Annotated in this window: 26 protein-coding genes; 5 read left to right on the top strand and 21 right to left on the bottom strand. The window is 39.6% G+C overall.

Translation table 11 applies throughout. The annotated features are described in order from the left end of the window. Window positions 1-2: 2 nt before the first annotated feature. The 8 genes from BMX30_RS11245 to BMX30_RS11210 all read right to left on the bottom strand — a co-directional run bounded on the left by BMX30_RS11245 (window position 3) and on the right by BMX30_RS11210 (window position 6,183). The gene (locus BMX30_RS11245) at window positions 3-965 is read right to left on the bottom strand and encodes a type II secretion system F family protein (RefSeq protein WP_090745216.1); all 963 of its coding nucleotides are present in this window, start codon (window positions 963-965) and stop codon (window positions 3-5) included. Between the two features lie 2 nt (window positions 966-967). Then, on the bottom strand, window positions 968-2,305 hold the full coding sequence (locus BMX30_RS11240) for a TadA family conjugal transfer-associated ATPase (RefSeq protein WP_090745213.1): 1,338 nt from the start codon (window positions 2,303-2,305) through the stop codon (window positions 968-970). Window positions 2,306-2,318: 13 nt separating this feature from the next. Then, on the bottom strand, window positions 2,319-3,503 hold the full coding sequence (locus BMX30_RS11235; protein WP_090745210.1) for a CpaE/TadZ family protein: 1,185 nt from the start codon (window positions 3,501-3,503) through the stop codon (window positions 2,319-2,321). Beyond that, complete coding sequence (gene cpaB / locus BMX30_RS11230) at window positions 3,500-4,105, bottom strand: Flp pilus assembly protein CpaB (protein WP_090745207.1); 606 nt, start codon at window positions 4,103-4,105, stop codon at window positions 3,500-3,502. The genes BMX30_RS11235 and cpaB overlap by 4 nt, the downstream gene beginning before the upstream one ends. Window positions 4,106-4,130: 25 nt before the next feature. Then, window positions 4,131-5,057 carry a TadE/TadG family type IV pilus assembly protein gene (locus BMX30_RS11225; RefSeq protein WP_090745204.1) on the bottom strand — a complete coding sequence of 309 codons (927 nt, stop codon included), beginning with the start codon at window positions 5,055-5,057 and terminating at the stop codon, window positions 4,131-4,133. Further along, window positions 5,058-5,426 carry a TadE/TadG family type IV pilus assembly protein gene (locus tag BMX30_RS11220; RefSeq protein WP_090745201.1) on the bottom strand — a complete coding sequence of 123 codons (369 nt, stop codon included), beginning with the start codon at window positions 5,424-5,426 and terminating at the stop codon, window positions 5,058-5,060. Next, complete coding sequence (locus BMX30_RS11215) at window positions 5,426-5,935, bottom strand: A24 family peptidase (RefSeq protein WP_090745198.1); 510 nt, start codon at window positions 5,933-5,935, stop codon at window positions 5,426-5,428. Before BMX30_RS11215 ends, BMX30_RS11220 begins: the two co-directional genes overlap by 1 nt. Before the next feature lie 77 nt (window positions 5,936-6,012). Beyond that, on the bottom strand, window positions 6,013-6,183 hold the full coding sequence (locus BMX30_RS11210; RefSeq protein ID WP_090745195.1) for a Flp family type IVb pilin: 171 nt from the start codon (window positions 6,181-6,183) through the stop codon (window positions 6,013-6,015). Between the two features lie 280 nt (window positions 6,184-6,463). Between BMX30_RS11210 and BMX30_RS11205 the strand changes: the two genes are divergently transcribed. From BMX30_RS11205 to BMX30_RS11190, 4 genes are all read left to right on the top strand, one after another. After that, complete coding sequence (locus tag BMX30_RS11205) at window positions 6,464-6,790, top strand: DUF192 domain-containing protein (RefSeq protein ID WP_090745192.1); 327 nt, start codon at window positions 6,464-6,466, stop codon at window positions 6,788-6,790. Window positions 6,791-7,054: 264 nt separating this feature from the next. Next, window positions 7,055-7,948: a glycoside hydrolase family 16 protein gene (locus tag BMX30_RS11200; protein WP_244532566.1), complete on the top strand. Its 894-nt coding sequence runs from the start codon at window positions 7,055-7,057 to the stop codon at window positions 7,946-7,948. Window position 7,949: 1 nt separating this feature from the next. Continuing rightward, window positions 7,950-9,314 carry a glycosyltransferase family 2 protein gene (locus BMX30_RS11195; protein WP_090745189.1) on the top strand — a complete coding sequence of 455 codons (1,365 nt, stop codon included), beginning with the start codon at window positions 7,950-7,952 and terminating at the stop codon, window positions 9,312-9,314. After that, window positions 9,315-10,250 (top strand): polysaccharide deacetylase family protein, encoded by a 936-nt coding sequence (locus BMX30_RS11190; protein ID WP_090745187.1) that lies wholly within the window; start codon window positions 9,315-9,317, stop codon window positions 10,248-10,250. It abuts the gene before it with no gap. Between the two features lie 109 nt (window positions 10,251-10,359). On the opposite strand, the gene BMX30_RS11185 is transcribed toward BMX30_RS11190, so the two are convergent. From BMX30_RS11185 to BMX30_RS11135, 11 genes are all read right to left on the bottom strand, one after another. Continuing rightward, window positions 10,360-11,076, bottom strand: coding sequence for a metallophosphoesterase family protein (locus BMX30_RS11185; RefSeq protein WP_090745184.1), 717 nt, complete (start codon window positions 11,074-11,076; stop codon window positions 10,360-10,362). A 187-nt stretch (window positions 11,077-11,263) separates the two neighbouring features. After that, the gene (locus BMX30_RS11180; RefSeq protein WP_090745181.1) at window positions 11,264-13,129 is read right to left on the bottom strand and encodes a GDSL-type esterase/lipase family protein; all 1,866 of its coding nucleotides are present in this window, start codon (window positions 13,127-13,129) and stop codon (window positions 11,264-11,266) included. A 207-nt stretch (window positions 13,130-13,336) separates the two neighbouring features. Then, a complete protein-coding gene (locus BMX30_RS11175; RefSeq protein WP_280139960.1) occupies window positions 13,337-13,684 on the bottom strand; it encodes a DUF454 family protein in 348 nt (115 codons plus the stop codon). 307 nt (window positions 13,685-13,991) lie between these two features. Beyond that, entirely contained in the window at window positions 13,992-14,612 is a 621-nt protein-coding gene (locus tag BMX30_RS11170; RefSeq protein WP_090745175.1) for a GntR family transcriptional regulator, read from the bottom strand. A 171-nt stretch (window positions 14,613-14,783) separates the two neighbouring features. Beyond that, window positions 14,784-16,313, bottom strand: coding sequence for an AbgT family transporter (locus BMX30_RS11165; protein ID WP_090745172.1), 1,530 nt, complete (start codon window positions 16,311-16,313; stop codon window positions 14,784-14,786). Window positions 16,314-16,509: 196 nt separating this feature from the next. Then, window positions 16,510-17,466: a calcium/sodium antiporter gene (locus BMX30_RS11160; protein ID WP_090745167.1), complete on the bottom strand. Its 957-nt coding sequence runs from the start codon at window positions 17,464-17,466 to the stop codon at window positions 16,510-16,512. 541 nt (window positions 17,467-18,007) lie between these two features. Next, the gene (locus BMX30_RS11155; protein ID WP_090745164.1) at window positions 18,008-18,553 is read right to left on the bottom strand and encodes a flavodoxin domain-containing protein; all 546 of its coding nucleotides are present in this window, start codon (window positions 18,551-18,553) and stop codon (window positions 18,008-18,010) included. Between the two features lie 174 nt (window positions 18,554-18,727). Beyond that, window positions 18,728-19,939, bottom strand: a complete 1,212-nt coding sequence (locus tag BMX30_RS11150; protein ID WP_090745162.1) for a benzoate/H(+) symporter BenE family transporter — start codon at window positions 19,937-19,939, stop codon at window positions 18,728-18,730. 75 nt (window positions 19,940-20,014) lie between these two features. Further along, window positions 20,015-21,529 carry a succinyl-CoA:acetate CoA-transferase ScpC gene (locus BMX30_RS11145; protein WP_090745159.1) on the bottom strand — a complete coding sequence of 505 codons (1,515 nt, stop codon included), beginning with the start codon at window positions 21,527-21,529 and terminating at the stop codon, window positions 20,015-20,017. A gap of 153 nt (window positions 21,530-21,682) precedes the next feature. Then, complete coding sequence (locus BMX30_RS11140; RefSeq protein WP_090745156.1) at window positions 21,683-22,327, bottom strand: LytTR family DNA-binding domain-containing protein; 645 nt, start codon at window positions 22,325-22,327, stop codon at window positions 21,683-21,685. 115 nt (window positions 22,328-22,442) lie between these two features. After that, window positions 22,443-23,006, bottom strand: coding sequence for a tyrosine-type recombinase/integrase (locus BMX30_RS11135; protein WP_090745153.1), 564 nt, complete (start codon window positions 23,004-23,006; stop codon window positions 22,443-22,445). A 144-nt stretch (window positions 23,007-23,150) separates the two neighbouring features. Here BMX30_RS11135 and proC point away from each other — a divergent pair, with 144 nt between their 5' ends. Next, window positions 23,151-23,957, top strand: a complete 807-nt coding sequence (gene proC, locus BMX30_RS11130; protein WP_090745150.1) for a pyrroline-5-carboxylate reductase — start codon at window positions 23,151-23,153, stop codon at window positions 23,955-23,957. A gap of 156 nt (window positions 23,958-24,113) precedes the next feature. Here proC and BMX30_RS11125 read toward each other — a convergent pair whose 3' ends face one another. Together BMX30_RS11125 and BMX30_RS11120 are read right to left on the bottom strand one after the other, a co-directional pair. Further along, complete coding sequence (locus BMX30_RS11125) at window positions 24,114-25,394, bottom strand: hemolysin family protein (protein WP_090745147.1); 1,281 nt, start codon at window positions 25,392-25,394, stop codon at window positions 24,114-24,116. A gap of 135 nt (window positions 25,395-25,529) precedes the next feature. Further along, on the bottom strand, window positions 25,530-25,766 hold the full coding sequence (locus BMX30_RS11120; RefSeq protein ID WP_090745143.1) for a hypothetical protein: 237 nt from the start codon (window positions 25,764-25,766) through the stop codon (window positions 25,530-25,532). Between the last annotated feature and the right edge of the window lie 22 nt (window positions 25,767-25,788).

The following is a 25,788-nucleotide window of genomic DNA, read 5'->3' as shown; positions in this document are numbered from 1 at the left end:
TCCTACACCTCGATCTTGATAATTTTCTGGATAAAGAACCATCCTAATAGAATCGAAAGTCCCGCTAAAGTAAGCATCGTCATCCCTAATGGATGATCCAGCATTGGACCGAAATACTCTCTGTTCATCAAAGCTAAATAGAGACCTAGACCAACCGGTAATAGAGTAATAATCCAGGAAGACATCCTTCCTTGGGCCGTCAACGTATTCAGCTCTTCTAATACCCTAATTCGTCCTCTAACCGTTTCTTCCATTGTTTCCATCAGTGCCGCCAAGTTCCCACCGCTTTTTCGTTGCGCCAAGATCGCACGAACGACAACTTCCAATTCTTTGTTTGGTAAGCGCTCTGTCATATCTTTAAATACATCGTCTAAAGGTACCCCTAACCCTGCCTGCTTCACAACTTGTTCAAACTCGGGGCCCAAAGGCTCAGGCATTTCTTTAGCAACAAGCTGCATCGCTTGCATAAAGCTGAATCCAGCGCGCATGGAATTTGACATCATCCCTAGTATTTCAATGAGCTGGTAGGAAATCATTTTCACTCGCTTTTCTCGTTTTCTTTTCATAAATAAAACAGGAAGCATATAGCCAATTGAGGCGCCAATAACGCAAATAAACCATGGAAAACCAATCAAGAAGGCTCCTATTCCGATTAAAAAGAATACGAGGACTCTTACGACAAAGAACTCCTCTGGTTTTAAGGGACTCCCCGCTTCTATTAATAGTTTCTTCGTTTTATTACTAAACTGCACATCGCGCAGAGCTCCCGCAATCGATGAAAACAACTGTTTTAGTTTGCTATCTTGCTTGACTGTAGGTTGCTCTGCCTCTTCTTCCGAATTAGTAGGTAAAAACCGGTTAATCCGTTGATTGATTGCCCTTCGCTTCAACACCACTTTTATTATCAAAAAGCTCACAGAACTGGTTAAAAGAAAGATTAATAGAATGAAAGCTAACTTTTCCATTTTTACCACTCACTCGCAAACCAGGATGCTGGTACGGTATAACCATTCAACTCCAGCTGATCCGTGAATTTCGGGCGAATTCCCGTCGGCGTAAACTTTCCTTCAATTCTTCCATCATCAACTCTGCCTGTTTCTCGGAAAACATATAAATCCTGAAGGACGATGGTTTCACCTTCCATTCCGAGTACTTCGGTAATATGAGTGATTCTTCTCGTTCCATCTTTTAATCTAGCCTGTTGGACAATCAAATCAATTGCACTGGCAATTTGCTCACGAATCGCTTTAACCGGAAGTTCATATCCCGCCATTAAAACCATTGTTTCTAAACGGGAAATTAAGTCACGCGGCGAGTTGGCATGACCGGTACTCAAGCTGCCATCATGACCGGTGTTCATCGCTTGGAGCATATCCAGGGCCTCAGCCCCACGGACCTCCCCGACAACAATTCGGTCTGGGCGCATCCGCAGTGAGTTACGCACCAAGTCGCGAATCGAAATTTCCCCTTTCCCTTCTATATTAGCTGGCCGTGATTCGAGGGAAACAATATGTTCTTGATTGAGTTTTAGCTCAGCTGCATCCTCAATCGTGACAATTCGCTCTTCATTCGGGATGAAGGAAGACAATACATTTAGCGTGGAAGTTTTACCAGAACCGGTTCCCCCACTGATAAACACATTTAGTTGTGACTTAACACAAACATCAAGAAACTCCGCCATATCATCACTTAAGGTTCCAAATGAGATCAAATCATGAATCGTAAACGGTTTCTCAGAAAATTTACGGATGGTTAAGCTAGGTCCTTTTAAAGCAAGCGGAGGAATAATCGCATTCACACGGGAGCCATCCGGTAAACGAGCATCGACCATGGGTGAACTCTCATCAACACGACGCCCAATCGGTGCGACAATTTTTTCGATGACACGCAACACATGCTGATCATCTTGGAAAGTGGCATCACTTCTCAGTAATCGGCCGTTTTTCTCGAAATAAACTTCACCAGGACCATTAACCATGACCTCATTAACTTGTGGGTTCTCTAATAAAGGAGTAATCGGCCCATAGGCAAGGAGTTCATGCTTCACATAATTAAGAACCTCTTGCTTATCCTCAAAACTTAATCGGCTGTCCTCTTCGTTAAAAAAGACCTCGCTCAATTCTTCAATCTTCTTGATTTCTTCCGCTTCCGTTTGGCCTTGGTGTTTTTTGAGCTCATCCAGTAAATACGTATGTAGGCTGGACTCAACCTCCCAAAATCGCTTTGATTTTTGAACGACTTTTTTTATTGAAGCGCTTGTTTCCGTTTGAAGGGTTTCTTCTTTATAACGGGCAAAAAGTGACAAGGTAATCTCCTCCTTACGTGCTCATTAAAAACTTACGCTTAACCCTTTTTCTTGTAGGAACCGTCTCAGATCCTTCCTCTTTATACAGTTTTTCTGATAGTTGGAAGACGGATCTACTCATTGGGTTTCTTGGATTTGAAAGGACAAAAGGGATTCCAGTCGAGATGGCAGCAGCGGCAACCTTTCCTTGATCTGGAATTGAAAGGTAAATGGCTGTTCCTAAGATCTCCTCCATCTTTTTCTCTTCGACCCCTTGTTTTTTCAAGCTTTTATTTACAATCACTTTTACCTTATCTTGGAGATTAATAGCCTCCAATGTTTCAAGATAAAGCTTGCTTGTTCGTATTTCTGGGAGATTATTTGTTAAAACTAAAAGAATATCATCAGCGAGATCTAGGCAGCTCATATGAATCTCCGATAAATAGCCAGGCATATCAATTAACACCACATCAAATTGCTTTTTCATCTCTTCTATCGCTGCTTTTAGGTGATTCTCGGTGATTCCTTCGAAAAATTCGGGTCGTGGTGGCGCTGCGAAGATGGAGACACCACTTGCATGATGGACCATATATTGGTCAATCGTATAGTTTGAACGGCCATAGGCTTCTTTTACCCATTCGTAAATCGTTCGTTTTGGCTTTTCGTTGAAATGCATCGCAATATCGCCGAATTGAATATTGCCATCCACCACAGCAACCTTACGCTCTGTTTTTGCTAAGGAAAGAGCAAGATTAACAGTTAACGAGGTTCTACCCACCCCACCTTTCGGGCTAGATACAGTAATCACCCTGCTTTTTTCTTTAAGAAAACTACCACTACGGTCTTTATCTGCACGATGCTCCATGTATTTAATCGCTTGGATAATCGTTTCCTTTACTTCATCTGTCGTATATGAAAAGCGAAGAACATCAGACGCCCCCATATGCATCGCCTTTTTTAGATTTTCCATATTATCCGGAACAATTAAAATGATGTACACATGCGGATAGCGAACAGAAATCTCTTGGCAAAGTTCGTAAACATTAAAAACAGAATTTGCCTTTAGAAAGAGGACTGACTGATCATATCCACTTAAGTCTTTATGAATATTCGCCAACTGATTTGTGCTGACTAACGAAAATTGCTTCTTATTTAGTAGAGATTTAATTTCTCCAGGGTCGGCGTTTGTATCAGAAAAGTAGAACCAGTTTATACTCATTCTTTATCCTCCTTCTTTTCTTCTTTTACGACCTTTCGTGTTTCCTTATAACCTTTTTTTCCAGTTTCGGTATCATCCTCGTTTCTTAACATTAGATAAAACCCATCTTTATCTTTTGAAGCTAATCCAAGCATGACACCTTCTTCTGGTGTAACTTCTAATGTAACAGTTTGATAATGTAAAGCTTCCTCTTTCGTATCAGCAGACCTACCTGAGGAAAGAACCTTCACATTTTCTAATACAAGAACTGCCGACTTATATTCTTCCTCTTTCTTTTTATCTTCTGTAGTTTCATAGGCAATGACGTCTACCTTTGATTCTGGTTCCACATATCCAGATACACCAGGTGCAATTTCAACATAAATGGAAATCGCCCGCTTGCCTGTTTCGACCTCTACCATCGGGTTGCCCATCTCCCTATTAAAGTCGATTTCTTCTTCTGTTAAAGACGGGTCATCACTTTCATTATTATTTTCTGATGCTTGTTCGATATCCCCACTGGTAGCTACACTTGCCGGTTTTGGTAACATAGTAAAATAAGCCACAAGTGCAACCATTCCCCCTAGAACTAATGACCAGAGCCAAATTTTCTTTGTATTCATATCGTCCCTCCAAATTCCCCAATAACTATTCTGCTAGTTTCACACCATAAACTCCGTATTCACCGGTGCTTCCGGATTCTCCAACTTCCCCAGCCTTAACCATCTTTAAGAAGTGCCCAATTAATTCATTGTTACTATGGTCATATTCTTGAACCCAATACGCCGCAAAGCCTATAATATCAACAGTATTATTGACATCCTCCCATGTATCAATGACAGCAATATAAATTACTCGACTACAAGTGTTATCCGCTGTTGAGGCAGACCAACACTGGGGTCTATCTTTATCTCTTTCAATTAATTCATCCACTGCAAATCGTACCGGCCCTTTCATTTCCCCTTTTTCGGTATGAACCGTGGTATCCCCTACAGAGTATTCACTACCGTTTACTATTGCGTTTTCTAAATCCTTCGCCCCTGTTCCATCAATCCTTAGAAAACCACAATTACCTGTCGAGTGTTTAGAATTACCGCAGTTTAAAGTGGTCCCATGAGGAATTTCACTTTTCGCAACTGCTATCGGCGCGATACCTCCTGCTGATACTAATGGCCCGACAATGGCTTTAGCAGAAGCAGGGACTTGAGCACTATTAATTCCTAGTACCCTCGCAAATGTTAGTGGCACCTCTATTTCTGTTGTCGCCGTAATGAAATTCTGATGTTCAGGGTTGATATTATCAGGTGTATAGCCATTTTTTTCGGAGATAGCCTTTGCTATTGTTGTCGCCTGAGATTCACTTGTCACTGGATCTGACAACAGGAGTTGTGATGCCCCAGCAAGCACCGCAGCATCCATTGCATTTTGTAGCTTGCTCTTTTCCAAATACAGTCTTCCACCATCTATTGTTATAGCAGCGAATCCAATCATGGCAACTAATGAAATAGCCACAATTACTATTGCCGCACCGCTTTCATCTTTAAAGTTTAATAATCTTTTAATTAAAACCTTCATTTACTCCACCCTCATCACAGTGGTATCGATTAATATAAATCCTTCAGAAAAAAAGGTCCCTATAATAGGGGTGATTGGTGCAATTGGGTAGGTAATTGTAATCTTTGCATCGCTTCCGGAAGCCCCAGGAACCACAACTACATCACCAATCGTTAAGTTTATACTACTACCAGATTTGACTGCGACTAGTTCAACCTCTGTTTTACTTTTTCCAATACTTGCTGCCCGCGCCGCTTCTCGTCCAGCATGGTCTATAGTTAAGTAGGCATGAAAAATCCGACCAAAATCAACAATTCCAAACAATAATAAAGCTAGTATTGGTACGACTAAAGCAAACTCAACGAGGGATTGGCCTTTTTCAGACTTCATCAAAGCCCCCCCCAGATTAATGTGCAGAAAGTGCCTAGAACAATTGCGACTCCGTAAGGGAAGGATATTCTTGAGGCTTTTTCATTTTTATCTATGACCATTGACCCGAGGTTTCCTCTAAAGAAAGTGAAATTGAAAAGGAGTTTTTTCATTGATTGCCAGAAGTCTTTTTGCTTACAAATCAGAACCAGTGCGATTGCCCCGCCTATTAGGGCAGAATAGATGAAAGAGTAGAATACAAAACTTGAACCCATTAAGGCACCGATTGCGGTCAGTAGCTTTACATCCCCAGCACCCATACCACCTAGAAGATAGGGTATTAATAATAATCCTAGTCCTACTAATAATCCTTTTCCACTAATAAAAAATCCCTCAACTCCTCCGGTATATATATTAAAAATGATTCCAAAAATAATAGTAGGTAACGTTATGATGTTTAATATCTTACGTGATTTAATATCAGTAAAAAAGCTAATAATAAGAACAAGAACTAGAATAAAACTACCCAAGATATCTTACCTCCTATTTTAGAAATACCCTGCTTCTCTTCCTTGAAAAGCAGGGTTTTTTAATCAATCTATTCCACTTAAACTGTTGGTAATGAGTTTAAGATTTCGAGGAATAAAGTATTGAGTTTTGGTCCAAGTAATATTAATGTGGCGATAACAGCCACTGCAATCAAACCAATTAGTAACCCATACTCCGTTAACGCCTGTCCTTCTTCTTCAACGACTAAATTCTTCATTTTTTCTAGCATTCTCATTTCCTCCTAAAATTTTGTAGTTTTTTTAGTTTTGTTCATTTTAGTGAACTTTTCTGTAACGAAATTTCGTCCTTTATGGAGCATCGTTTCGTTTTGTTCTTTTTAATGAACAACCCTTGATTAAGATAATAGTATGTCCGACAGAAAAAGTAAACAATTTTCAGTAAATTTTGTTCTCAAAATAAAACGACTTTTTTCTACAATGTTCGCTATTGAGTAATAAACTTCTTTATTATATATTCTTTATATAGAACAAAATTAAAGGGGAGCTAGTATGAAAGAGTATGGGAGAACCATTCCTTACAAGATTAATGCCGCCAATTCATTCATTAAAAGATTAAAAGGTTTAATGTTTCGAAAAGAGCCTCTCGTTGATGAAGGACTTTGGATTACACCATGCAATTCCATCCATATGTGTTTCATGCGTTTTTCAATCGATGCCGTTTTTATTAGTAAAGAAGGGAAGATTGTTCGAATCGTCGAGGACCTTCAACCTTGGAAGATGGTCAAACCCGTACAAGGCGCGCATTCTGTTTTGGAACTGCCATCAGGAGCTGTTCATAGCCTTTCATTAAAGGTTGGCGATTTTATCAAGTTATAATCATGCATTTTAGGAATACCTCACCTTTATAGAAATTGTCACTATACAAAGGTCCTCATAGTATAACGACAACCCTGCTCCCTTACCCCCTTCTATTTCTTTATAATGAACACGTTTAATATAATCGTTCTTTGTTAAGAATATAAAACTATAAATATACCCTATCATCTTATATACTAATTACACATATGTTCTTTATAGATGGCATTTACATCTTTATAAAGAACAACCAGTATTCTATTTTAGGGGGTGAAGAGAAACTGAATGGGAAAAAGGCTAAGAGTTTTTTCGATTGTTGTTATGTCTATCATTGCCTTGACGGGAGTTATCGCGTGTTCTCCCTCAGGTACTGACATGACGAATGAGGAAAGAGGTGTTTCTTTGAAGGAAACTCACGATAAACCAACACCCCAAGTTGAACAGGACACAACCAAAATCACCGCTGATCTGCCTGTCCAAACCAAAGTGACTACCCCAGAAGGATGGCAACTAGCTTGGGAAGATAACTTTGACGGAATTGGGGTTGATTCTAACAAATGGAACATTGTTGATTGGGCAGCAGAGAAAAATGAGGAGCTACAATATTATTCTCCAAACAATGTGAAAGTAGAAAATGGACTGCTTAAATTGATCGCTAAGAAAGAACAGTTTGGAGGAAGAGATTATACATCTGGTGCTGTGCATACAAAAAGCAAATATAGCTTTTTATATGGGAAAGTAGAAATGCGTGCCAAACTTCCAACAGGCCAAGGAATGTTTCCGGCCTTTTGGATGATGACGAATAAGGAAGATACGTGGTTACCCGAGATCGACATTTTAGAAATGCTCGGGCATAAACCCAAGGAGATTTGGATGGTTTTGCATTGGTTAGACGAGAACCAATCACTTCGTAGTGTATCTGACAACTTTATTGGTCCCGACTTTTCAGAGTCCTTTCATACATTTGGTATTGAATGGACACCAAAATCGATTGTCTGGTTTATTGATGGGGAGGAAAAGTTCAGGGTGCAAAAAAATATACCAAGTGAAGAGATGTACCTTTATCTCAATACCGCTGTCGGTGGCGTTTGGCCGGGAAGTCCAGATCAGACTACCCAGTTTCCTACCTTTTATGAAATAGACTATGTCAGAGTGTATCAGAAGAATGGGGGTAACTAGTATGGAATGGATTGCACTCGCCTTGTTTTCAACATTCATCCTATTCCAGATGCTATATATCTTTATCCCCTTATACACCATTAAAGGGAATAAAGATGTGAAAAAGCTTAAGGTTGAAAAAGGATTTTCGATACTCATTCCTGCTTTTAATGAGGAAAAAACCATTCTCAATTGTTTACAAGGAATTGTGAATCTAAATTACAAAAATTTCGAAGCCATCTTTATAAACGATGGATCAAGTGATCAGACATTAGAGCTGTTAACTGACTATTTAGACCTAAGACCACTCAGCAGAACTTCTTCTACTTTTACACAATTCGAAAGAATAAATGGCTTTTATCAATCAGAAAAACACCCAAACATATTTGTATTAGACAAAGCCAATGGTGGAAAAGCAGATGCTTTAAATGCAGGAATTGCTTATTCTCTCCGCAAGCTTGTGATTACACTAGATGCCGATAGTATTCTTGAACCTAATGCCCTTACAGTTATGAATCAGGCGTTTGAAGATAAAAAGGTCATTGCCGCTGGAGGCATGGTGCAAATCTCACAAGGTTTCACTGGTAGTCATGTGAAACCAAAACCAGTTTTCAATGTCCCAGGCTTGATTCGCTATCAAATCATTCAATACCTTACTGACTTTTACCTACATAAAACAACTCAAGCAAAGTTAAAGTCGATTACAGTGATCGCTGGGGCATTTGGCGCATTTCAAAAGCAGGCACTAATAGAAGTGAACGGTTATCGAAAAACAGTAGGAGAAGACCTCGATATCACCTTGAGAATGCACAAGCTCATCAAGGCAAAATATAAAAAACACAAGTTGATTTTCGTCCCTAATGCCTGCTGCTATACAGAATGTCCTGAGAATTACAGAGGATTATTCAGCCAAAGATTTCGATGGCAAAAAGGCTTTATTGATTGCCTAATTCACTTCCGAAAATCTTACTTCAAGAACTTAGGCATTCCAGTTAGTATTTATATCTTAATTGATTCTCTAATCCTAGGAACGTTGAATGCTTATCCCACCATGATTATTCCAATTATTCTCTTAATCACTAAAAACTATGAAATGGCTTTATTCTTCCTAGCCATTACTTTTCTACTAGCTCTATCTCGAAGCATGGTTGCCATGGTCGTCGCTGGAAGGTTTGGACACCATTATTCTAATTGGGATAAATTAAAGGTTTCGCTTTTTATCCCCTTTGAAATCCTAACCTATCGTTTGCTTGGATTGGTGTTTGTTACTGTCGGAACCATTCTTTTCTTTAAAAATAAAAACAGTTGGAATAGAGTAGATCGGGTTGGAATGAACAAACAGAATTACGGAGAAGGAATCAGGATTCCCAGGAAGGAAGTGGGTTAGGTGAGACGTGTTTTATTTAATCTCCTTTTCTCGACTGGATTTGTGTTCATCTTTTCCTTTCTAATCTATAGCTTTTCTGATACATTGGTCCATGCTTTTTTGCCTGGATCATCTATATTCCCTAAAGATCAGACGATTAGTCTTTCAAAGTGCCAAGACTGGACACAAGAGGTTAGAGACTTCCAACTGGAACCTGGTGAAGAAGCCAATCGAATCACCGTTTTAATGTATCACAAAATCATCGATGATCAACAGATTCAAGACATCCATTATAATGATGATCAGGTTTTACAAGAAACCATTGTTCTGAAATCCGAGTTTGAGAATCAAATGGCAGTGTTAAAAAAGCATGACTATGTCACCTTAACAAAAGCTGAATTCCAATTGTTTTTAGAAAACAAACTAGACATTCCTAAGAATAGTGTTTTAATCACCTTTGACGATGGCTTTAAAAATAATTATCACGAGGCCTATCCGATTCTCAAAAAACATAACTTTACTGCCTTAAATTTTGTCATCACTAGTCATGTTACCCCCGAGGAAAGCAAGTATGACCCTATTGGCCAACAATATTTTAGTATTGCAGATATGAAAAAGAGTTGTGATGTATTTGATTTTGAAAGTCACTCTTACAATTTCCACAAAAGAGATGAAGATGGGGAGGCATATCTCATCGCTAAAAATAAAGAATCCATCAAGCAAGATATTGCAGTAAGTTTAATTAATTTAAATAGTGAAGTCCCACTATTTTCATACCCATACGGAGAATACGATAACGAGACAATCGAAGCAATCAGAGATTTAAATATCAAAGCAGCTTTCACGGTTTTATATGATGATGTACGACCAGGTGTAGATTTATATGAAATCCCACGGAAGACTGTGTTCCCTGATGATACAATCGAAGATTTTAAGGAGAAGATCAATTTAAAATAGTCTTACCCTTACCTGAATTCAAAAGATTGCTTACTGCGCCCTAAATGTTCTCTATTAAGAAACCACCGAATAAACATTCAGTGGTTTCTCTTTGTTTAAACTAAGCACTTTACAGTGTTGCGTTTCCAAGAATCTTAACCAGCTGTTCTTTATTGGGATAATCAGATTTGATAAATCGATCAATTGTTTGCTCGATATCATACCTAACCCGAACTATCGATGTTTGATAACTTCCATCCTGTACATCAACAATCCCGTAAGATGCTTTCTTCACCCCATCAAACGGCAAGCCGACACTCCCAATATTCATAATAACCTTTCCATTAATGTATCGGCTATATGGTCTGTGGATATGAGCATATATGTATAAATCTGCCTCTTTGGTCATCATTTTCGATTCTAGGATTTCATCATCCTCACTCGGGAGAACAATATTGAAAAGACTAGATGGTGTAGCATGATAAGCGTGAATCTTCATCCCTTCTACTTCAATGTTTAACTCTGTTGGTAATTTGCGAAGATATTCCACGCTTTCTTCAGTTAACTTAGAATAAATCCAGTCTCGCTCCAGGTTCATCATTTCTAAAGCTTGATCAGGCACTTCCCCTTTGTTGACACCTCGAACCACCCATTCGTCAGCATTCCCTTTAATGACTTCTGTGTTTAGCGAACGAATAACCTCTAACGCGCGTTGTGGTTCTGGACCTCGGTAGCAGATGTCTCCGAGCACACACACTTTATCAACCTTTCTCTTCTTAATATCCGCAAGCACAGCATCAAGCGCAATAGCGTTGCCATGGATGTCGGAGATGAAAGCCAGTTTCATAGTAGAATCCCCTTTCTAGACATGTTTTTATTAGTTATAAGTATAACCCACAACGGTTCTCAAATTAAAATCCTATACAAATCTTCATCTTCACTACTAATAACCAGATTCATCTGTGTTGTTTGCATCTGCTATTATGTCTTATTTTAAAAATTAAAGCCCCGGATAACAACCCGAGGCTCCTTAACTATATATCTAATACTCTTTCTTTTCGCCGGCGCTGAATCATCCATAAACTAGCACCTATGGCCGTTAAGAGTGTGCCAATTCCTAGGAAGTTAAAGATGGATGTTGCTGTAAGAGGCAGCTTATTTCCTTTGGTTGGTTTCGATTCGACAGGTGTTTGATCTGCATCCTCCTCACTTGGAGTCTCGGCAACTGGGTCCTCGTTTTCAACAGGTTCCTCATCCTCCACTGGTTCTTCTCCATTAGGTGGAGTTGGTGTTTCTTCATCCACTGGTGGTTCCTCTTCAACAGGTGGTTGCTCTTCTCCTGGAACTTCCGGTACTTCTGTTTCACATAAGACAGCAGTGGCAAGGTCAGCAAGGACCTGTTGGCCAGCAAGGTTCGGGTGAATATCATCAGGTAAAATCAATTCAGCTTGTTTCCCCGTAAATACTGGGAACGCATCTGCTAATAAAGACTGGCTCTGAGCACCAATTGGTTTTATGACCATTTCATTTACTACCGGAATAACCTCTTCGCCAAGCTCATGCATAAACATCTCATAAGGATCTTCACTCTCACCAAAAGGGTTATATAGAGTATACAAAACGATTGGTGCGGAAGTTTGCTCACGAATGTCGGCAATAATAAGCTGTAAATTTTGGGCTAGGTTTTGAATGGCTAAGCCTATTTGCTCTTCTAGCACAGGTGAGATTAATGGGTTCTCATTTTCAGAGTTCTCCGCTAGTAAAACAGGTTGGCGTACAACCCGCAATAAGTCATTGCTTCCAATATTTAAAGTAACAACATTCGCATTCTTAAGAGCCTCGTCAAAACTAGGATCCTCTTTTAAGGCCTGCAATAACTGAGAAGAAGTCCAACCTGGGTACCCATGATTTATAACATCATAGAGTCCATCACAGATTAGATTTGGAAAAGCGTTGTTAGATGGGCTTAAATTATCTGCTTCCAAGTTATAACCGTACGTGATTGAATCGCCAAGAGCGACAAGAACAGGCTTGTCCTCTTCAGGGTTATCCCCTTCAGGATCTTGTCCACCTGAGTTATCTTCTCCAGGCTCCTCACCGGTATCCCCATCTCCTGGTTCCTCGTTGCCAGGGTCACTTTCTTCCGGAAGCAAGTCAGCTAAACTAGCATTTACCAATGAAGCCAAGGCTTGATGGCCTGCTACTGTTGGATGAATATCGTTTGGAAGGATATATGAAGCTTGTTGGCCTGCAAACGCGTTGTAAGCATTCGCCAATACAACTCCGGGTGCTGCTTGGAACAGACCTATAACCTGACTATTTACTTGTTGAACAATTTGATCTCCATATAGGAAAATATTCATTAAAAATGGGTCGTCCACATTCGGACTCAACGGGTTATACAAATTGTAAAGAACAATCGGAACTGTTGGTGATTGGGCACGAATTTCTTCAATAATTGACCTCAGATTTACTCCTAATTGACCTACCGCAGCTTCTACCTTTTGCTGTACCTCTGGGGTAACCTCAAAAGTTCTTGTTGCTAATGCCTCTTGAAGACCGACAGCTTGAAGCAAATCATTGCTACCAATATTTAAGGTAACGATTTCGGCCTCTGCTAGTGCCCCAGTAAAATTAGGATTACTCTTTACTGCCTCTAATAATTGAGTAGAGTTCCACCCATGTACTCCGAGATTAGTCACTTCAAGACTCCCATTTCCTATTAAATAAGGAAACGCTTCGCTACCTGGGTTTTGAAGACCAGAACCGTATGTAATCGAATCACCTAATGCTAATAAATTCGGCTTTTGATTTACATCATTTCCATTTGCTGCCGCAAAACCTGAGAAAAAAGTACTAAATAACAACGTAACTACAAACACAATCGAATAACGCTTCAAACCCTCAATCCTCCCTATTAGTCAAATTTTTTCATAATCTATCATAATATATAAAGATTTTTCTGAATATACAAACCATTAGACATAAACCGCGATATTTCTACAAATTGCTATAGTAAAATTCGATTAAGTTTAGATTTAAAACAGAAAAAAGTTGGTTCTAGCTAAGAAAATCCTTAGCTAGAACCAACTTTTACACTTCACCTTTTATCGCGTTACCGTCTTAATCTTAGTAAAAAAGTAATAATACTTATACCCCACAACCCCAAGCAACAACAAACGAATCCATAGGTTATCCATAATAAAAAACGGTATCGCAATCATTACATCAGCAAATAAGTTTATCGACATCTTCTGCTTAAGGGTCATTGACTTATCACGAACGAATCCTTCAAGATGTTTTTTATAGATATTCGTTTCCTTAAACCAAGCCTCAAAGCGTGCCGAACCTTTGACAAAGAAAAATAATGCTAGCAACAGGAGAGGTGTTGTTGGCAATAACGGTAAAATGACTCCTAGCATTCCTAACCCCATAAATAGAAATCCAAGTATTATATATAAGAGCTTAATAAGTTTAATTATCTTTCCCTCCCGTACAAGAACATACAGGTTTTATTATACCATCCAACAGAAAAACAAGTTAAAGTCCAAACAAGTTTTTAGATATTCTTTAGTCCGTTAGTTATTGGACTTGGCTTAACGAGCAGCCTACATGAAGTAGTTTAGTTATCAATTGACCTAAATGATAAAGTCGATAGCTCAAAAGAATCTCCAAGATGTAGCCAGAGAATCTCTTATCGAGGAATAATCAACTAAAATAAACAAGGCAGATTGCTCCGCCTTGTTTTTCTATGGAGAAGTCTTATTCTTCCTCAATAAAATAGATGACTCGTTCATGGGTTTCATCGTTCCCAATAATTAAGAGAACATCGCCGACTTGGATGCTTGCATATGGACCTGGAGAGAGGATTAGTTCGCCAAGCCTTTTAATCCCGACAATTGTGCCTCCGGTATTTTGCCAAAACTTCAATTCGGACACTGTTTTACCAATGTGGGTACAGCTTTCCGGAATTTCTATTTCAATCGGAGTGAGTGGATTGGTATGCCTCAATTTCCCTGTGAAATCCATCATCTTATCGATCGATTGGCTTAGTTGATCATCTAATTTTTTCCGCTCACCTATAAGCGTCCTCACCTGCTTCTCAAGCTCCTTTATGCTTGTCAGCCCAGAAAACCGTTCGATGTATTTAAACGCATTTTCACGAGAGGAAATCACGACTCCACTACCTTTCGTGGATTCAACGATTTCAACGTCTTCTAAAATTTTTATTGCCTTTCTAACCGTTTCGGGTGAGACATTGTATTCACTTGCTAAGGTAGATCGGCCCCGTATCTTTTCTCCTACCTTAAATTTTTCGTCATAAATTCGATTAGCAAGATCGATGGCTATTCTTTCGTAAGCAGGCATCTTTGCACCCTGCATAAAACTTCACATCCTTACATAAATCATTGTGCTAATTTTAGATGAACACGGTTCATTAATCAAACATTTGATTAAAATGGTCTTGATGTATCAAGGATTCAAGGCTCTCACCCCAAAGTAAAACTAAAAACTCCCCTCTTTTTAAAGAAAGAAGGGAGCTCATTTTAGTCATTACTTGTTATAAAAGATCGGTGAACCTGGTCCAAGATCAAGACCTGTTAGCATCCAAATAATCAGCATGATTATCCAGAAGATTGAAAATGCAATCGAGTATGGTAGCATTGTCGAGATAAGTGTTCCGATTCCAATCTTTTTGTCATACTTTTGCGCAAAGGCAATTACGATTGCAAAGTATGGCATCAATGGTGAAATGATGTTTGTTGTGGAATCCGCAATACGGTACGTAAGCTGTGTCAGCTCTGGTGAATAGCCAATTCCCATCATCATTGGAACGAAAACAGGCGCCATAATTGCCCATTTCGCAGATGCACTTCCGATAAATAGATTAATAAATCCAGAGATAGCGATAAATGTTAAGATCAATGGAATCCCTTTGAATCCAGTAGCTTCAAGGAACTCAGCTCCGTTTACCGCTAAAACAATTCCTAACTTTGACTCACTAAAGTACGCCACGAACTGACCAGCAACGAACGCTAGGACAATATAGGAACCCATTGTTGCCATCGTTTCAGATAATTGATTCGCAACATCTTTGTCATTTTTAATAGACTTTGTAATTTTCCCGTAAACAAATCCTGGGATAAAGAACATAATTAAAATAACTGGAACTAACGTTTGTAAGAATGGCGAGTCAATGATGCTCTCCTCACCAGCGCGCAATGGTCCCCACTCAGGAATAACAAGTAATGCAATGGCAATTCCTGTCACGATAATGGAGAGAAATGCGCCCCATAAGCCTTTCTTTTCTTCCGGACGTAAGTAATCGACCTCTTCCTTCACGTCCCCTTCATACTTACCTAGTCTAGGCTCAACAATTTTCTCAGTAACGAATGTACCAACGATGGTGATTAAGAATACTGAAGCAATCATGAAGTAATAGTTCATTGCAACGTTCATTTGACCTGCATACTCAGGGTCAAGCATAGATGCCGCATCTTGAGTTAGACCAGCAAGCAATGGATCTAGTGATGTTAATAACAGATTGGCACTATAACCACCAGATACTCCGGCAAACGCTGCTGCAAGTCCAGCTAGTGGATGGCGACCTAAACCTGCAAACAGGACTGCTCCTAGTGGAGTAAGGACAACATATCCTGCATCAGATGCCATTGAAGACATTACACCAGCAAACACTAATGCAGCTGTGATTAACTGTTTAGGAACAGATGTCACAAGTCCACGTAGGGAAGCGGAAATCAATCCAGACCTCTCAGCAATCCCGATACCAAGCATTGTAACTAGGACCGTTCCTAGTGGCGCAAAGCCTGTGAAGTTACTTACCATACTTTCAAATAAATATAAAATTCCATCCGAGCTAAGTAGGTTTCTTACCTCAATAACTTCTCCTTCATTAGCTGGATCTGGTACACTCATGCCCATATTCGAGAAGATGGCAGAAAGCACAATGACGGCCAGTGCAAAAATCGCAAACAATGTAACTGGGTCCGGCAATTTATTTCCAACACGTTCAATTGTATTCAACGAACGCATAACAAAGCCTTGCTTCTTTTGGTTAGACATTGGAAAATCTCAACTTCCTTCCCTTTATTTATTTATAATTTTCTCACAATGATAAAAACAGAACATAGGTGATTATACGGGAGAAATTTGTCGAATGGAAGGGAAAACCTTATATTCGGAATTGGGAGTATATTACCAATGTTAAATAAAAAAGGCCTAACCCTCGTAACTTAAAGCATCGAGAGTTAGGCATCTTTTAATTTCGAATGATAATATAAGTAACGTACGCTATGTAAACAGCAGCCAAGATGATCCCTTCGTTTTTAGAAATTGTAAACTTTGTTCGAGAAAAGACCAATAAAACGATCATAAATACAATCATAAAAATTAGGTCAAAGAAAATTTTACTATCAACAGCTAAAGGAGTAATCGTTGCCGAGGCCCCAAGTACGAGTAAGATGTTGAAAATGTTACTTCCAACAATATTCCCCAGGGCAATCTCACTTTCCTTTTTCAACGCGGCCGTTACCGAAGTGATTAACTCTGGCAAAGATGTTCCAACTGCGACAATTGTCAATCCTACAAGTGTTTCACTCATTCCAAGCGATAGGGCAATCGTAGTTGCATTATCAACGACCATATCTCCACCAAAAATGATTGCTGCAAGTCCACCAATGGTAAAAACCAGATTCTTGCCCCAAGTGACTCCGGTTGTATCACCTGTGTCTACCGTCCCTTTTTCACGATTATTTAATGCGATTTCAAAAATATAGTATAAGAAAATCGCAAAGAACAACAGCAAGATGATTCCTTCATTACGGGTGATTACGTTACTTCCGGCCCCTTGAAGAGCAATATCACTAATCATCACCCATAAAGCGACACTCGCCAAAAGCGTAAAAGGAATCTCTTTACGGATGGTCTCGTTCTCAACCTGTAATGGATTGAGCATTGCTGTAATCCCGACCACTAAAGTGATATTGAAAATATTACTACCAATTACGTTCCCCAGCGAAACGGCGCTACTTCCTTCCAACGCGGCAATAATACTAACCGTTGCTTCTGGCGAACTCGTTCCAAACGCTACAATTGTTAAACCTACTAACAGTGGCGGCACTTTGAGAAGTCTGGCGATCTTAGAAGATCCTTCTACAAAGTAATCTGCCCCTTTAATCAATAAAGCAAATCCCACAAGCAGTAAAACATATGTCATAAACTACACCTCTTCAATTTACTTATATGAAGTTTTAAGAAATAATAACCGTGGTAGATTATAACAGGATAGCTAAGATTATGGAAATAATCAAACGGTTTGGTTTGGGCTTTTGTACGGAATTACTAGATGAAATTTCTTTTTTAAGGCACCGTTTAACAAGAATGTTGATTTCCGCGGGGCGTGCGGTGAGCCTCCTCGTCGCTTTGCTCCTGCGGGGTCTCACCTGTCCCGCTGCTCCCGCAGGACTTTGAATAACTTCCTCGAATACGCCCACGCACGAGAAAATGCGTACTTCATTTTCGAGGAGTCAAGCGCCTTCCGCTCCAATCAACGATGTAAAATCAATAATCTGCTTCAACACAGCTTTTCAAAAAGATTGATGGAATTTCAAGGTTGCTTCCACCTTCATATACACAGCATATTCGAATGATGGAGTAGCTTAACGGATAAAACAAACCTGTTTATTCCGAGTACTCGGAATAACATCCCAAAATAAAAAAACCACCCCAAACCCGGGGCAGTCCCTCTCTTTATCATATTACAACCTCAACTCTTCAGCGACCATATACGATGAATGCGCAACATCTAAAGTGGCTAGACTATGTTTCCTATTGAACAAATAAGCAAATTCACCAATTGCACTCTCGTTAATCCGAGAGGTATCCGTCGTTACCTTGCTTACCCTTTTCACAATTTGTTTTTCAAAGAAGTTCATCTTTGTTACCAAAAACTCTCCACCAAAAAAGCCTGTTGCCACTGCGATTTCTCGTAGATTCATTGGGTAAGCGTTTTCAAATTGTTCTTTCGCTAGTTCCCCTTCACGCATACAGCAAAGAAATAATCCCATTTTTTTCGTCACAAGCACGTCTCTGTTTTCCTTCATAAACTTTTTAATCTTTCCTTGGATATGGCCTGCATGAATGGATCCACCGATAATAACAGCGTCAAACAAACCTACGTCTGATTGGAGCTTCGTGCGATTTAAATTTAAAACAACTACATCCCCTTCTAACTTCTTTTTCAATAAAAGAGCAGCCTTTGTCGTCGTACCATGGGAAGAGCAGTAAACAATTAAGGTTTTCATTATTTCGCCTCCTATATGGTCGTCCATGCATTAAGCATAGCCATAACAAACAAAATAAACCCAACCTAAAAGTGATATTCATTTAGGCTAGGTCTAATGCAGTCGAAAATTATCTACCTTCATTATATAGCTCTTATTCATTAAATATTGTGGCAATTTATCAACAATCGTGTTTTAATAGTCCCTTTCAATTGTGTGGGCTAATAACGCTCCGAAAATCAATGCCCAGACCGGAGCACTGATGTGGAAAAAGCTAATATTGGATAATGTGACGATAAAGGCAGTTAAAGCGCTCAAACGATACCGATTTCCAGCGAACCCTTTTTGTAAACTAGTATGGAGAACTGTGATCAGAGAAAAACCAGCCACTAAGGAAACAAACGCCCCTGGTAGAGATTGAATAAACGGGACGATCTTCCAGGCAAATACTCCAAACAATAGGGTCACAACTCCTGAGACAACCGAGCCCATATACCGCTTCCTTTTCGGTCCTGAATCTGGACCAGAACAGATGGCCGTCATCATTCCTGCGATATTAGCACATTGCCCTCCAAAGAAACTGGTGATGATCGAAAAAGCACCACTAGTAGAAACTATTTTACGAATCTGCGGTTTAAATTCTGCGCTTTCTAAGGCACCAATTCCAGGAGCCGCATCATTGCTTAAAATCAACATCGCAAGTGGAAGCGCAAGGGTAAGCAGTCCCATTACAGTAAATTCAGGTGTCTGTATAGTTGGCCAGGCAAAAGCAATCTGCTTCGCACCCACCTCAAGTCCTCCCGTTAAGAATAAAACAAGAAAAGCCACAACAATTGAAACGACAATTGGCGGTAGCTTTCTTATATATCTCGTACAGAGAAAAAAACTCAAAACAGCGGCAATCCCAACTATGGGCATCGCCTCAACTGCGGGGACAATCTGCACCACATACCCTGTTACCAAGCCCCCAAGCATCGCAGAAATAACTTCCTTAGGAACCCATTTAATGATTTTCGTAAAAAGACCACTCATTCCAATCAGCAGTATGATGAGTCCAGACATCACATAGCCGCCGATTAGCTGTGGATAGGTAAATTGCGCCGTCACCGTTGCTAAGAAAGCTGCACCCGTAATCGAATGACCGCCTGTTATCGGAATTCGAAAGACTAGCGGCATGATGATTCCAAACAGCCCCCCAAAAAAGTAGACCGCAAACATCCAATTGATGGTCTGTTGATCGGTAAAGCCCCCGGTAGCTGCTGCCTGCAAAATGATCAGGGCGGGGCCAGTCATCACCAATAAACTAGAAATAAGACCGGACGAAATATTTTGACTATTTAAGTCGCGTAAGAACCGGTTCTTATTTCCAGTTTGCCTATCCATCTGCTGTTTTTCTGGTAATCCCATTTCTACCACTCCTGTTTTCTAATACTACTATCAATAGGATAGAAATGGGTAATTGTCAAACAATTAATCCGCTTGTTACTCAGACTCTACAAGAGTGAGATCTCTCATCGTACCATTTTTAGCAAAATTCGTGTGCCAAGAAAAAGCTTTTTCGAGCACATGAGGAGTTTGCCCACCTCTAGTTAAAGCTTCTTGGTAATAGTCCCAAAGCTGCTTCCGATACAATGGATGTACACAATTTTCAATAATCAACTCAACACGTTCTCTTGGAGCAAGACCACGCAAATCAGCATACCCTTGTTCAGTAACGATGACATCGACATCATGCTCTGTATGGTCCACATGTGAAACAAACGGAACAATGCTTGAAATATTTCCATCTTTCGCAATTGATTTTGTTACAAAGATTGCCAAACGAGCATTCCGCGCAAAGTCCCCTGAACCACCAATTCCGTTCATCATTTTCGTCCCAAGCACATGGGTTGAATTGACATTTCCGTAAATATCTAATTCAAGTGCCGTATTAATTGAAATCAACCCGAGGCGTCGAATGATTTCAGGATGGTTGGAAATTTCCTGCGGACGCATAATTAAACGGTCACGATACTTCTCAAAGTTCGAAAACACTTCCTGCATTTTCGAATCGGATAAGGTAATTGAGCAACATGAAGCAAACTTCACTTTCCCTGCATCCATTAAATCAAATACCGCATCTTGAAGCACTTCTGAATAAACTTCTAAGTCTTCAAATTCGGAGTCTAGCATTCCGTGTAAAACCGCATTAGCGACAGAACCTATCCCTGATTGAAGCGGAGCTAAACTTTCTGTTAGTCTACCATCTTCTATTTCTTTACGTAAAAACTTAAGTAAATGGTCGGCCATTACCTTTGTTTCCTCGTCCGGTGCGACAATCGTTGAAGGAGAGTCTTCCTGATTGGTAAACACAATCCCTTTAATTTTATCTGGATCGACTTTAATTCCAGCAGAACCGATTCGATCATCCGCTTTTGTTAGTGGAATCGGGCCTCGCTCGCCTTGTTTCCCAGGGTCATATAAATCATGCAAACCCTCAAGATTGGTAGACTGAGCCATATTAATTTCAACAATAATTGAATTGGCATGATTCGCAAAGGACAGAGAGTTTCCAATCGAAGTCGTCGGGATAATCATGCCATCCTCTGTAATAGAAACCGCTTCCAAGATTGCGAAATCAATTGGATCAATGACATTGGCTCGCACTAGTTCTGCTGTATGGGATAAATGCTGGTCAACAAATAAAAAATCCCCGTTGTTGATGCCTTTTCGCATCGTTGGATCTGCTTGGAAAGGAAGTCTCTTTCCCAAAATTCCTGCTTCGGCAAATAATTTATCAACATCAGAGCCTAGAGAAGCCCCTGTATAGACATTTACTTTAAATGATTCGGTTTTCGCGCGATCAACCAAGGCAAATGGGACCGCTTTCACATCGCCCGCACGTGTAAAGCCACTTAATCCCAAGGTCATTCCGTCTTCAATCCATGAAGCTGCTTCCTCTGGAGTTACTACCCGCTTGCGTAAACGCTCATCTCGAATCCGGTTTAAGTTATTCATCCCATTCCCTCTCCTTAAAAAAAGTTTTACAGTTATTTTACCCAGGAAAGGAGTTTAATCTTAATTTTCCGAATACAATACGAGATTCTCTGATAAAACAGCATATTCATAGTACAAAACAGAGAAAAACAGAAATACCTAGCTATTTTTAGGTTAAAACCCTAACAACTTCCGAAAATAGCTCGAATACGATTGGCTCACAGGAACTCGTTCCCCATTATCCATTGCTAAAAGAAAAGTAGAATGGGTATCAGGAAAGATTTCTTTAATATGATGCACATTGACAATAAACGATCGATGACAACGAATGAAATAATCCTTAGGCAGGATATACTCAAACTCTTGAAGTGTATATTTATGTGTGCCAGAATAAACGTCGGTATAAACATGCGTTTTCTTATCTTTAGCTTCTAGTAAAACAACATCAGTAAACGGAATCGGAATCCACCCGTCATGGGTTTTGACCGTGACAACGGATTTTCCTTCGGTTAATGCGGGAGAAATAGCGGTTACACAGCCTTCTACCTTCCCATCGTATAAAAATGGAACGGCCATTCCATGATAAGGAACCCCAAACATATCACGGTTAATAAATTCAGATACCTTCTGCTGGCTCGCGACTGCTTTATAAGCAATCGTTCCCTTCTTCAACGGATCTCCCGGTTTTATTTTTAAATCAATCCGTTTACTTGGCCGGTAATAAACGTACTCCTTCGTATTCGAGACAGCAATCGAAATTTCATCCGAAAATAACTCGCCAATTACGTCAAGTAGAGAACGGAGGGTTATGCTCTCCATCCAAGTCACACCCCTTCTAAATTAGGACCAAAAGTTACTATTCTACAATTATTTTTAAACAGCATTATATCATTCTAGGATTATCTGCACTTTCGTGTCTCAGGAATTTATTCCGTTACAAATTTACATCCACCTTTATGGGCAAGTTCTCTTCTCTTTGAATCCCTAAATAACGCAACGTTTCTGTTGGTGTTTGGTGGTTGTAAATCGTTTTTAAAATCGAAATCGCGATGCCTTTCCGGTAAGCATGATACCCGAACGTCTTCCGAAGCGTATGGGTCCCAATCTTACCTGGTACCCCTACTTCTTTAGCGGCTTGGTTAATAATTCGATAGGCCTGCTGTCGAGTAATTGGTAGGTTATTTCTTTTTGATTTAAAAAGAAAATCATCACTCTTGAGCTCTTGATTGCTTAAATACAACTTTAATTCTTTTCTCACACTTTGATTGATAAAAAATGATTTTCCCCCATCACTTTTAGGGTCGTTTAAATAGAGAAACTCTTTACAAGTGGCTTCATCCCATACATCGCTTACTTTAAGTGACAAGAGATCACTCACTCTGATGCCCGTGTTGATTCCAAAGACAAAAAACAGCAAATCACGTTGGGATTGCTTTTTTAAAAGCCTTTTCATTTCATTAATCTTTCCAACGTCTTTGATGGGATCGACACACTCCATGTTTTTCCCCCCTAAAGATAAGGTTACTTAATACCATACTAACAAATTTTTATGTAACCTAACAATAAACCAACCTTCTTAGACCTGTTTTCATATCGTGATATAATCAATGAAACGCATTATTTGTAAGAAAGGATGAAAATCATGAATCAGAAAATTGGTTTTATCGGCTGTGGGAATATGGCAAAAGCGATGATTGGTGGGATGGTCGAATCCAAATTTGCTAGTCCGGATCAGGTCTATGCATCGAATCGTTCCCTTCCTAACCTAGAAGAAGTGCATCAGAAATATGGAGTGCAGGTCACTCAAGATAATCTTGAGGTAGCGAAGAAATGTGAGATCCTCTTTTTGGCGGTAAAGCCTAAATTTTATCCAGCAGTTATTGAGCAAATAAAAGACAGTGTGCATGAAAATGCAATGATTATCATGATTGCGGCTGGCCAAACCATCGAACAAAACGAGCAGCGTTTTGGTAAAAGAATGAAGATGGTGCGCTCGATGCCAAATACTCCTTCTCTAGTGGGTGAGGGAATGACTGGGGTTAGCATCAACGATTTAATTACAGAGGAAGAGACGCGGTTGATTCAAAGTCTGTTTGAGTGCTTTGGAAGAGTGGAATTTCTCAGTGAAGATCTGATGGACGCGGTCAGCGGAGTAAGTGGAGCCTCTCCGGCGTACGGGTATATGTTTATCGAAGCACTTGCTGATGGGGCTGTTCAACAAGGGATTCCAAGAAAGCAAGCCTATGTATTCGCCGCTCAGGCGTTATTAGGGGCAGCCAAAATGGTCCTGGAAACTGATTTACACCCTGGAGAATTAAAAGATCAAGTATGCTCACCTGGAGGGGCTACCATTGAAGCAGTAGCAAAACTGGAGGAAACCGGTTTTCGTTCAAGCGTCATCCAAGCAGTTCATGCTTGTACGGAAAAATCAAAAAGGATGAGAAAATAGTAGTGAAAATACATAAATTCCAATGACTTTCGACCCATCTTATTAGAGGAAGGTATAAGGATTCAATCCGCTGGCAATGCTGGTTATTGTATTCCCCCTTTATTTTAAAAAGCATCCGCCAGAAAAAAGGCAGATGCTTCTTTTTTAATTATTACGTTACTTTGCTTCCTCATCCTCACTCGAATCAGTGGGCATGATTTCGACTCTTACATTTCGAATGCGGTTGTTGTCGACTTCATGAACCGTAATATATAGGTTTTCATACTGGAATCCTTCCCCTTGCTTCGGAATTCTTTCCAGCGTCTCGAATATCCATCCTCCAATGCTATGACTAGAGCTTTCCGGCATTGGTACATGTAACAGTTCCGCAAAATCATCCAACTGAAATTGAGCATCAAATTCATATAATGTTTCGCTCAGCTTGGTCATGATGTTAATTTTTTCATCATGTTCGTCCCAAATATCTCCGACTAACTCTTCTAGGATATCTTCAAGTGTAATCAAACCGGATGTACCACCAAATTCATCAACTACAATCGCCATATGGCTTTTTAGCCTTTGAAGCTCAGGGAGCAGAGTCGCAATTCTCATTGATTTTACAACAAACACAGGTTTACGTAATAGTGATTCAATATTCACTTCACCGTGTTGTACAAGCTCAGCAAAAAATTCCCGTTCCGATAACACCCCAATGATATTATCAATATGATCTTTGTATACTGGAATCCGCGAGTATCTTTCTGCTAAGAAGATTTGTTTTACCTCTTCAATTGGCTGATTAACTTCTATCGCAATCATATCCATCCTATGCGTTAAAATTGAGCCAACCATTATTTCATTAAATTCTAATGACCGATGGACAAGTTCTTTTTCATCACTATTGATTACGCCTTCTTCTTCACTTATGTCAACCATCACTTTTATTTCTTCTTCGGTGACGGACGGGGTAGCTTCCTTATTTTTTGAAAATGTATTTGAGACAACATCCTTCAGCTTTCCAAACAAAAAGTTAAAAGGAGTAAGAATTTTAATTAATAAAAAAAGGATGCCAGAAATCTTTAATGAATAACTTTCAGCATTTTCCTTTGCAATGGACTTTGGCAATATTTCACCAAAAATTAACACGAGTACGGTCATGACTAATGTACTAACAATGAGACCTGTACCTGCTCCAAATAATCCTGTAGCTACACTGGCTGCAATACTCGACGCTGCAATATTTACAATATTATTCCCTATCAAAATAGTAGATAGAGCATTGTCGAAGTTCTCGGTAATTTGCAAGGCTTTTTTACTTCCAGCCTTTTTTTCACTTACGTAGTTCCTTAATCTAATCTTATTCACACTTGAAAAGGCCGTTTCTGCAGACGAGAAGAAAGCAGATAAAAAAATTAAAACCACCAGAGTAATAATTAAACCTATGGGCACTTCAGCCAAAAAAACTCACTCTCCGTATAATATAATTTGTACACTAATCTATTTTACAGACAATGGGGCGATAAATCAATTACAGCGATTTGTATGATTATTCATTCTTGTTTATTAAAGTAGTTATAAAGCTTCATTATGACGTTAAGTTAATTCCGCCAATCCTTCCGCATACCGTTCCTCATTAAAAGGTTGTTGATTCTTCATCATATCGTACATTTCTATCACCAAAATCCCAGCAATCTTCAATTTTGAGTCTTCGGCTGAATTCCCTGCATCCATTAGTCTGTCATATGTTTCCTTTGTGCACTTAGGAAAATTCTCTTTTAGTTGATTTTCGACGATTTCTATCATTTTCCCTTTAATCTTTGGATTCTCCATTACTGTATGACCATCCCTTTTC

Source organism: Mesobacillus persicus (assembly GCF_900109925.1).
In the GTDB taxonomy this organism is placed as follows: domain Bacteria; phylum Bacillota; class Bacilli; order Bacillales; family Cytobacillaceae; genus Mesobacillus_B; species Mesobacillus_B persicus.
This window is presented reverse-complemented; position numbering and strand designations above follow the sequence as displayed.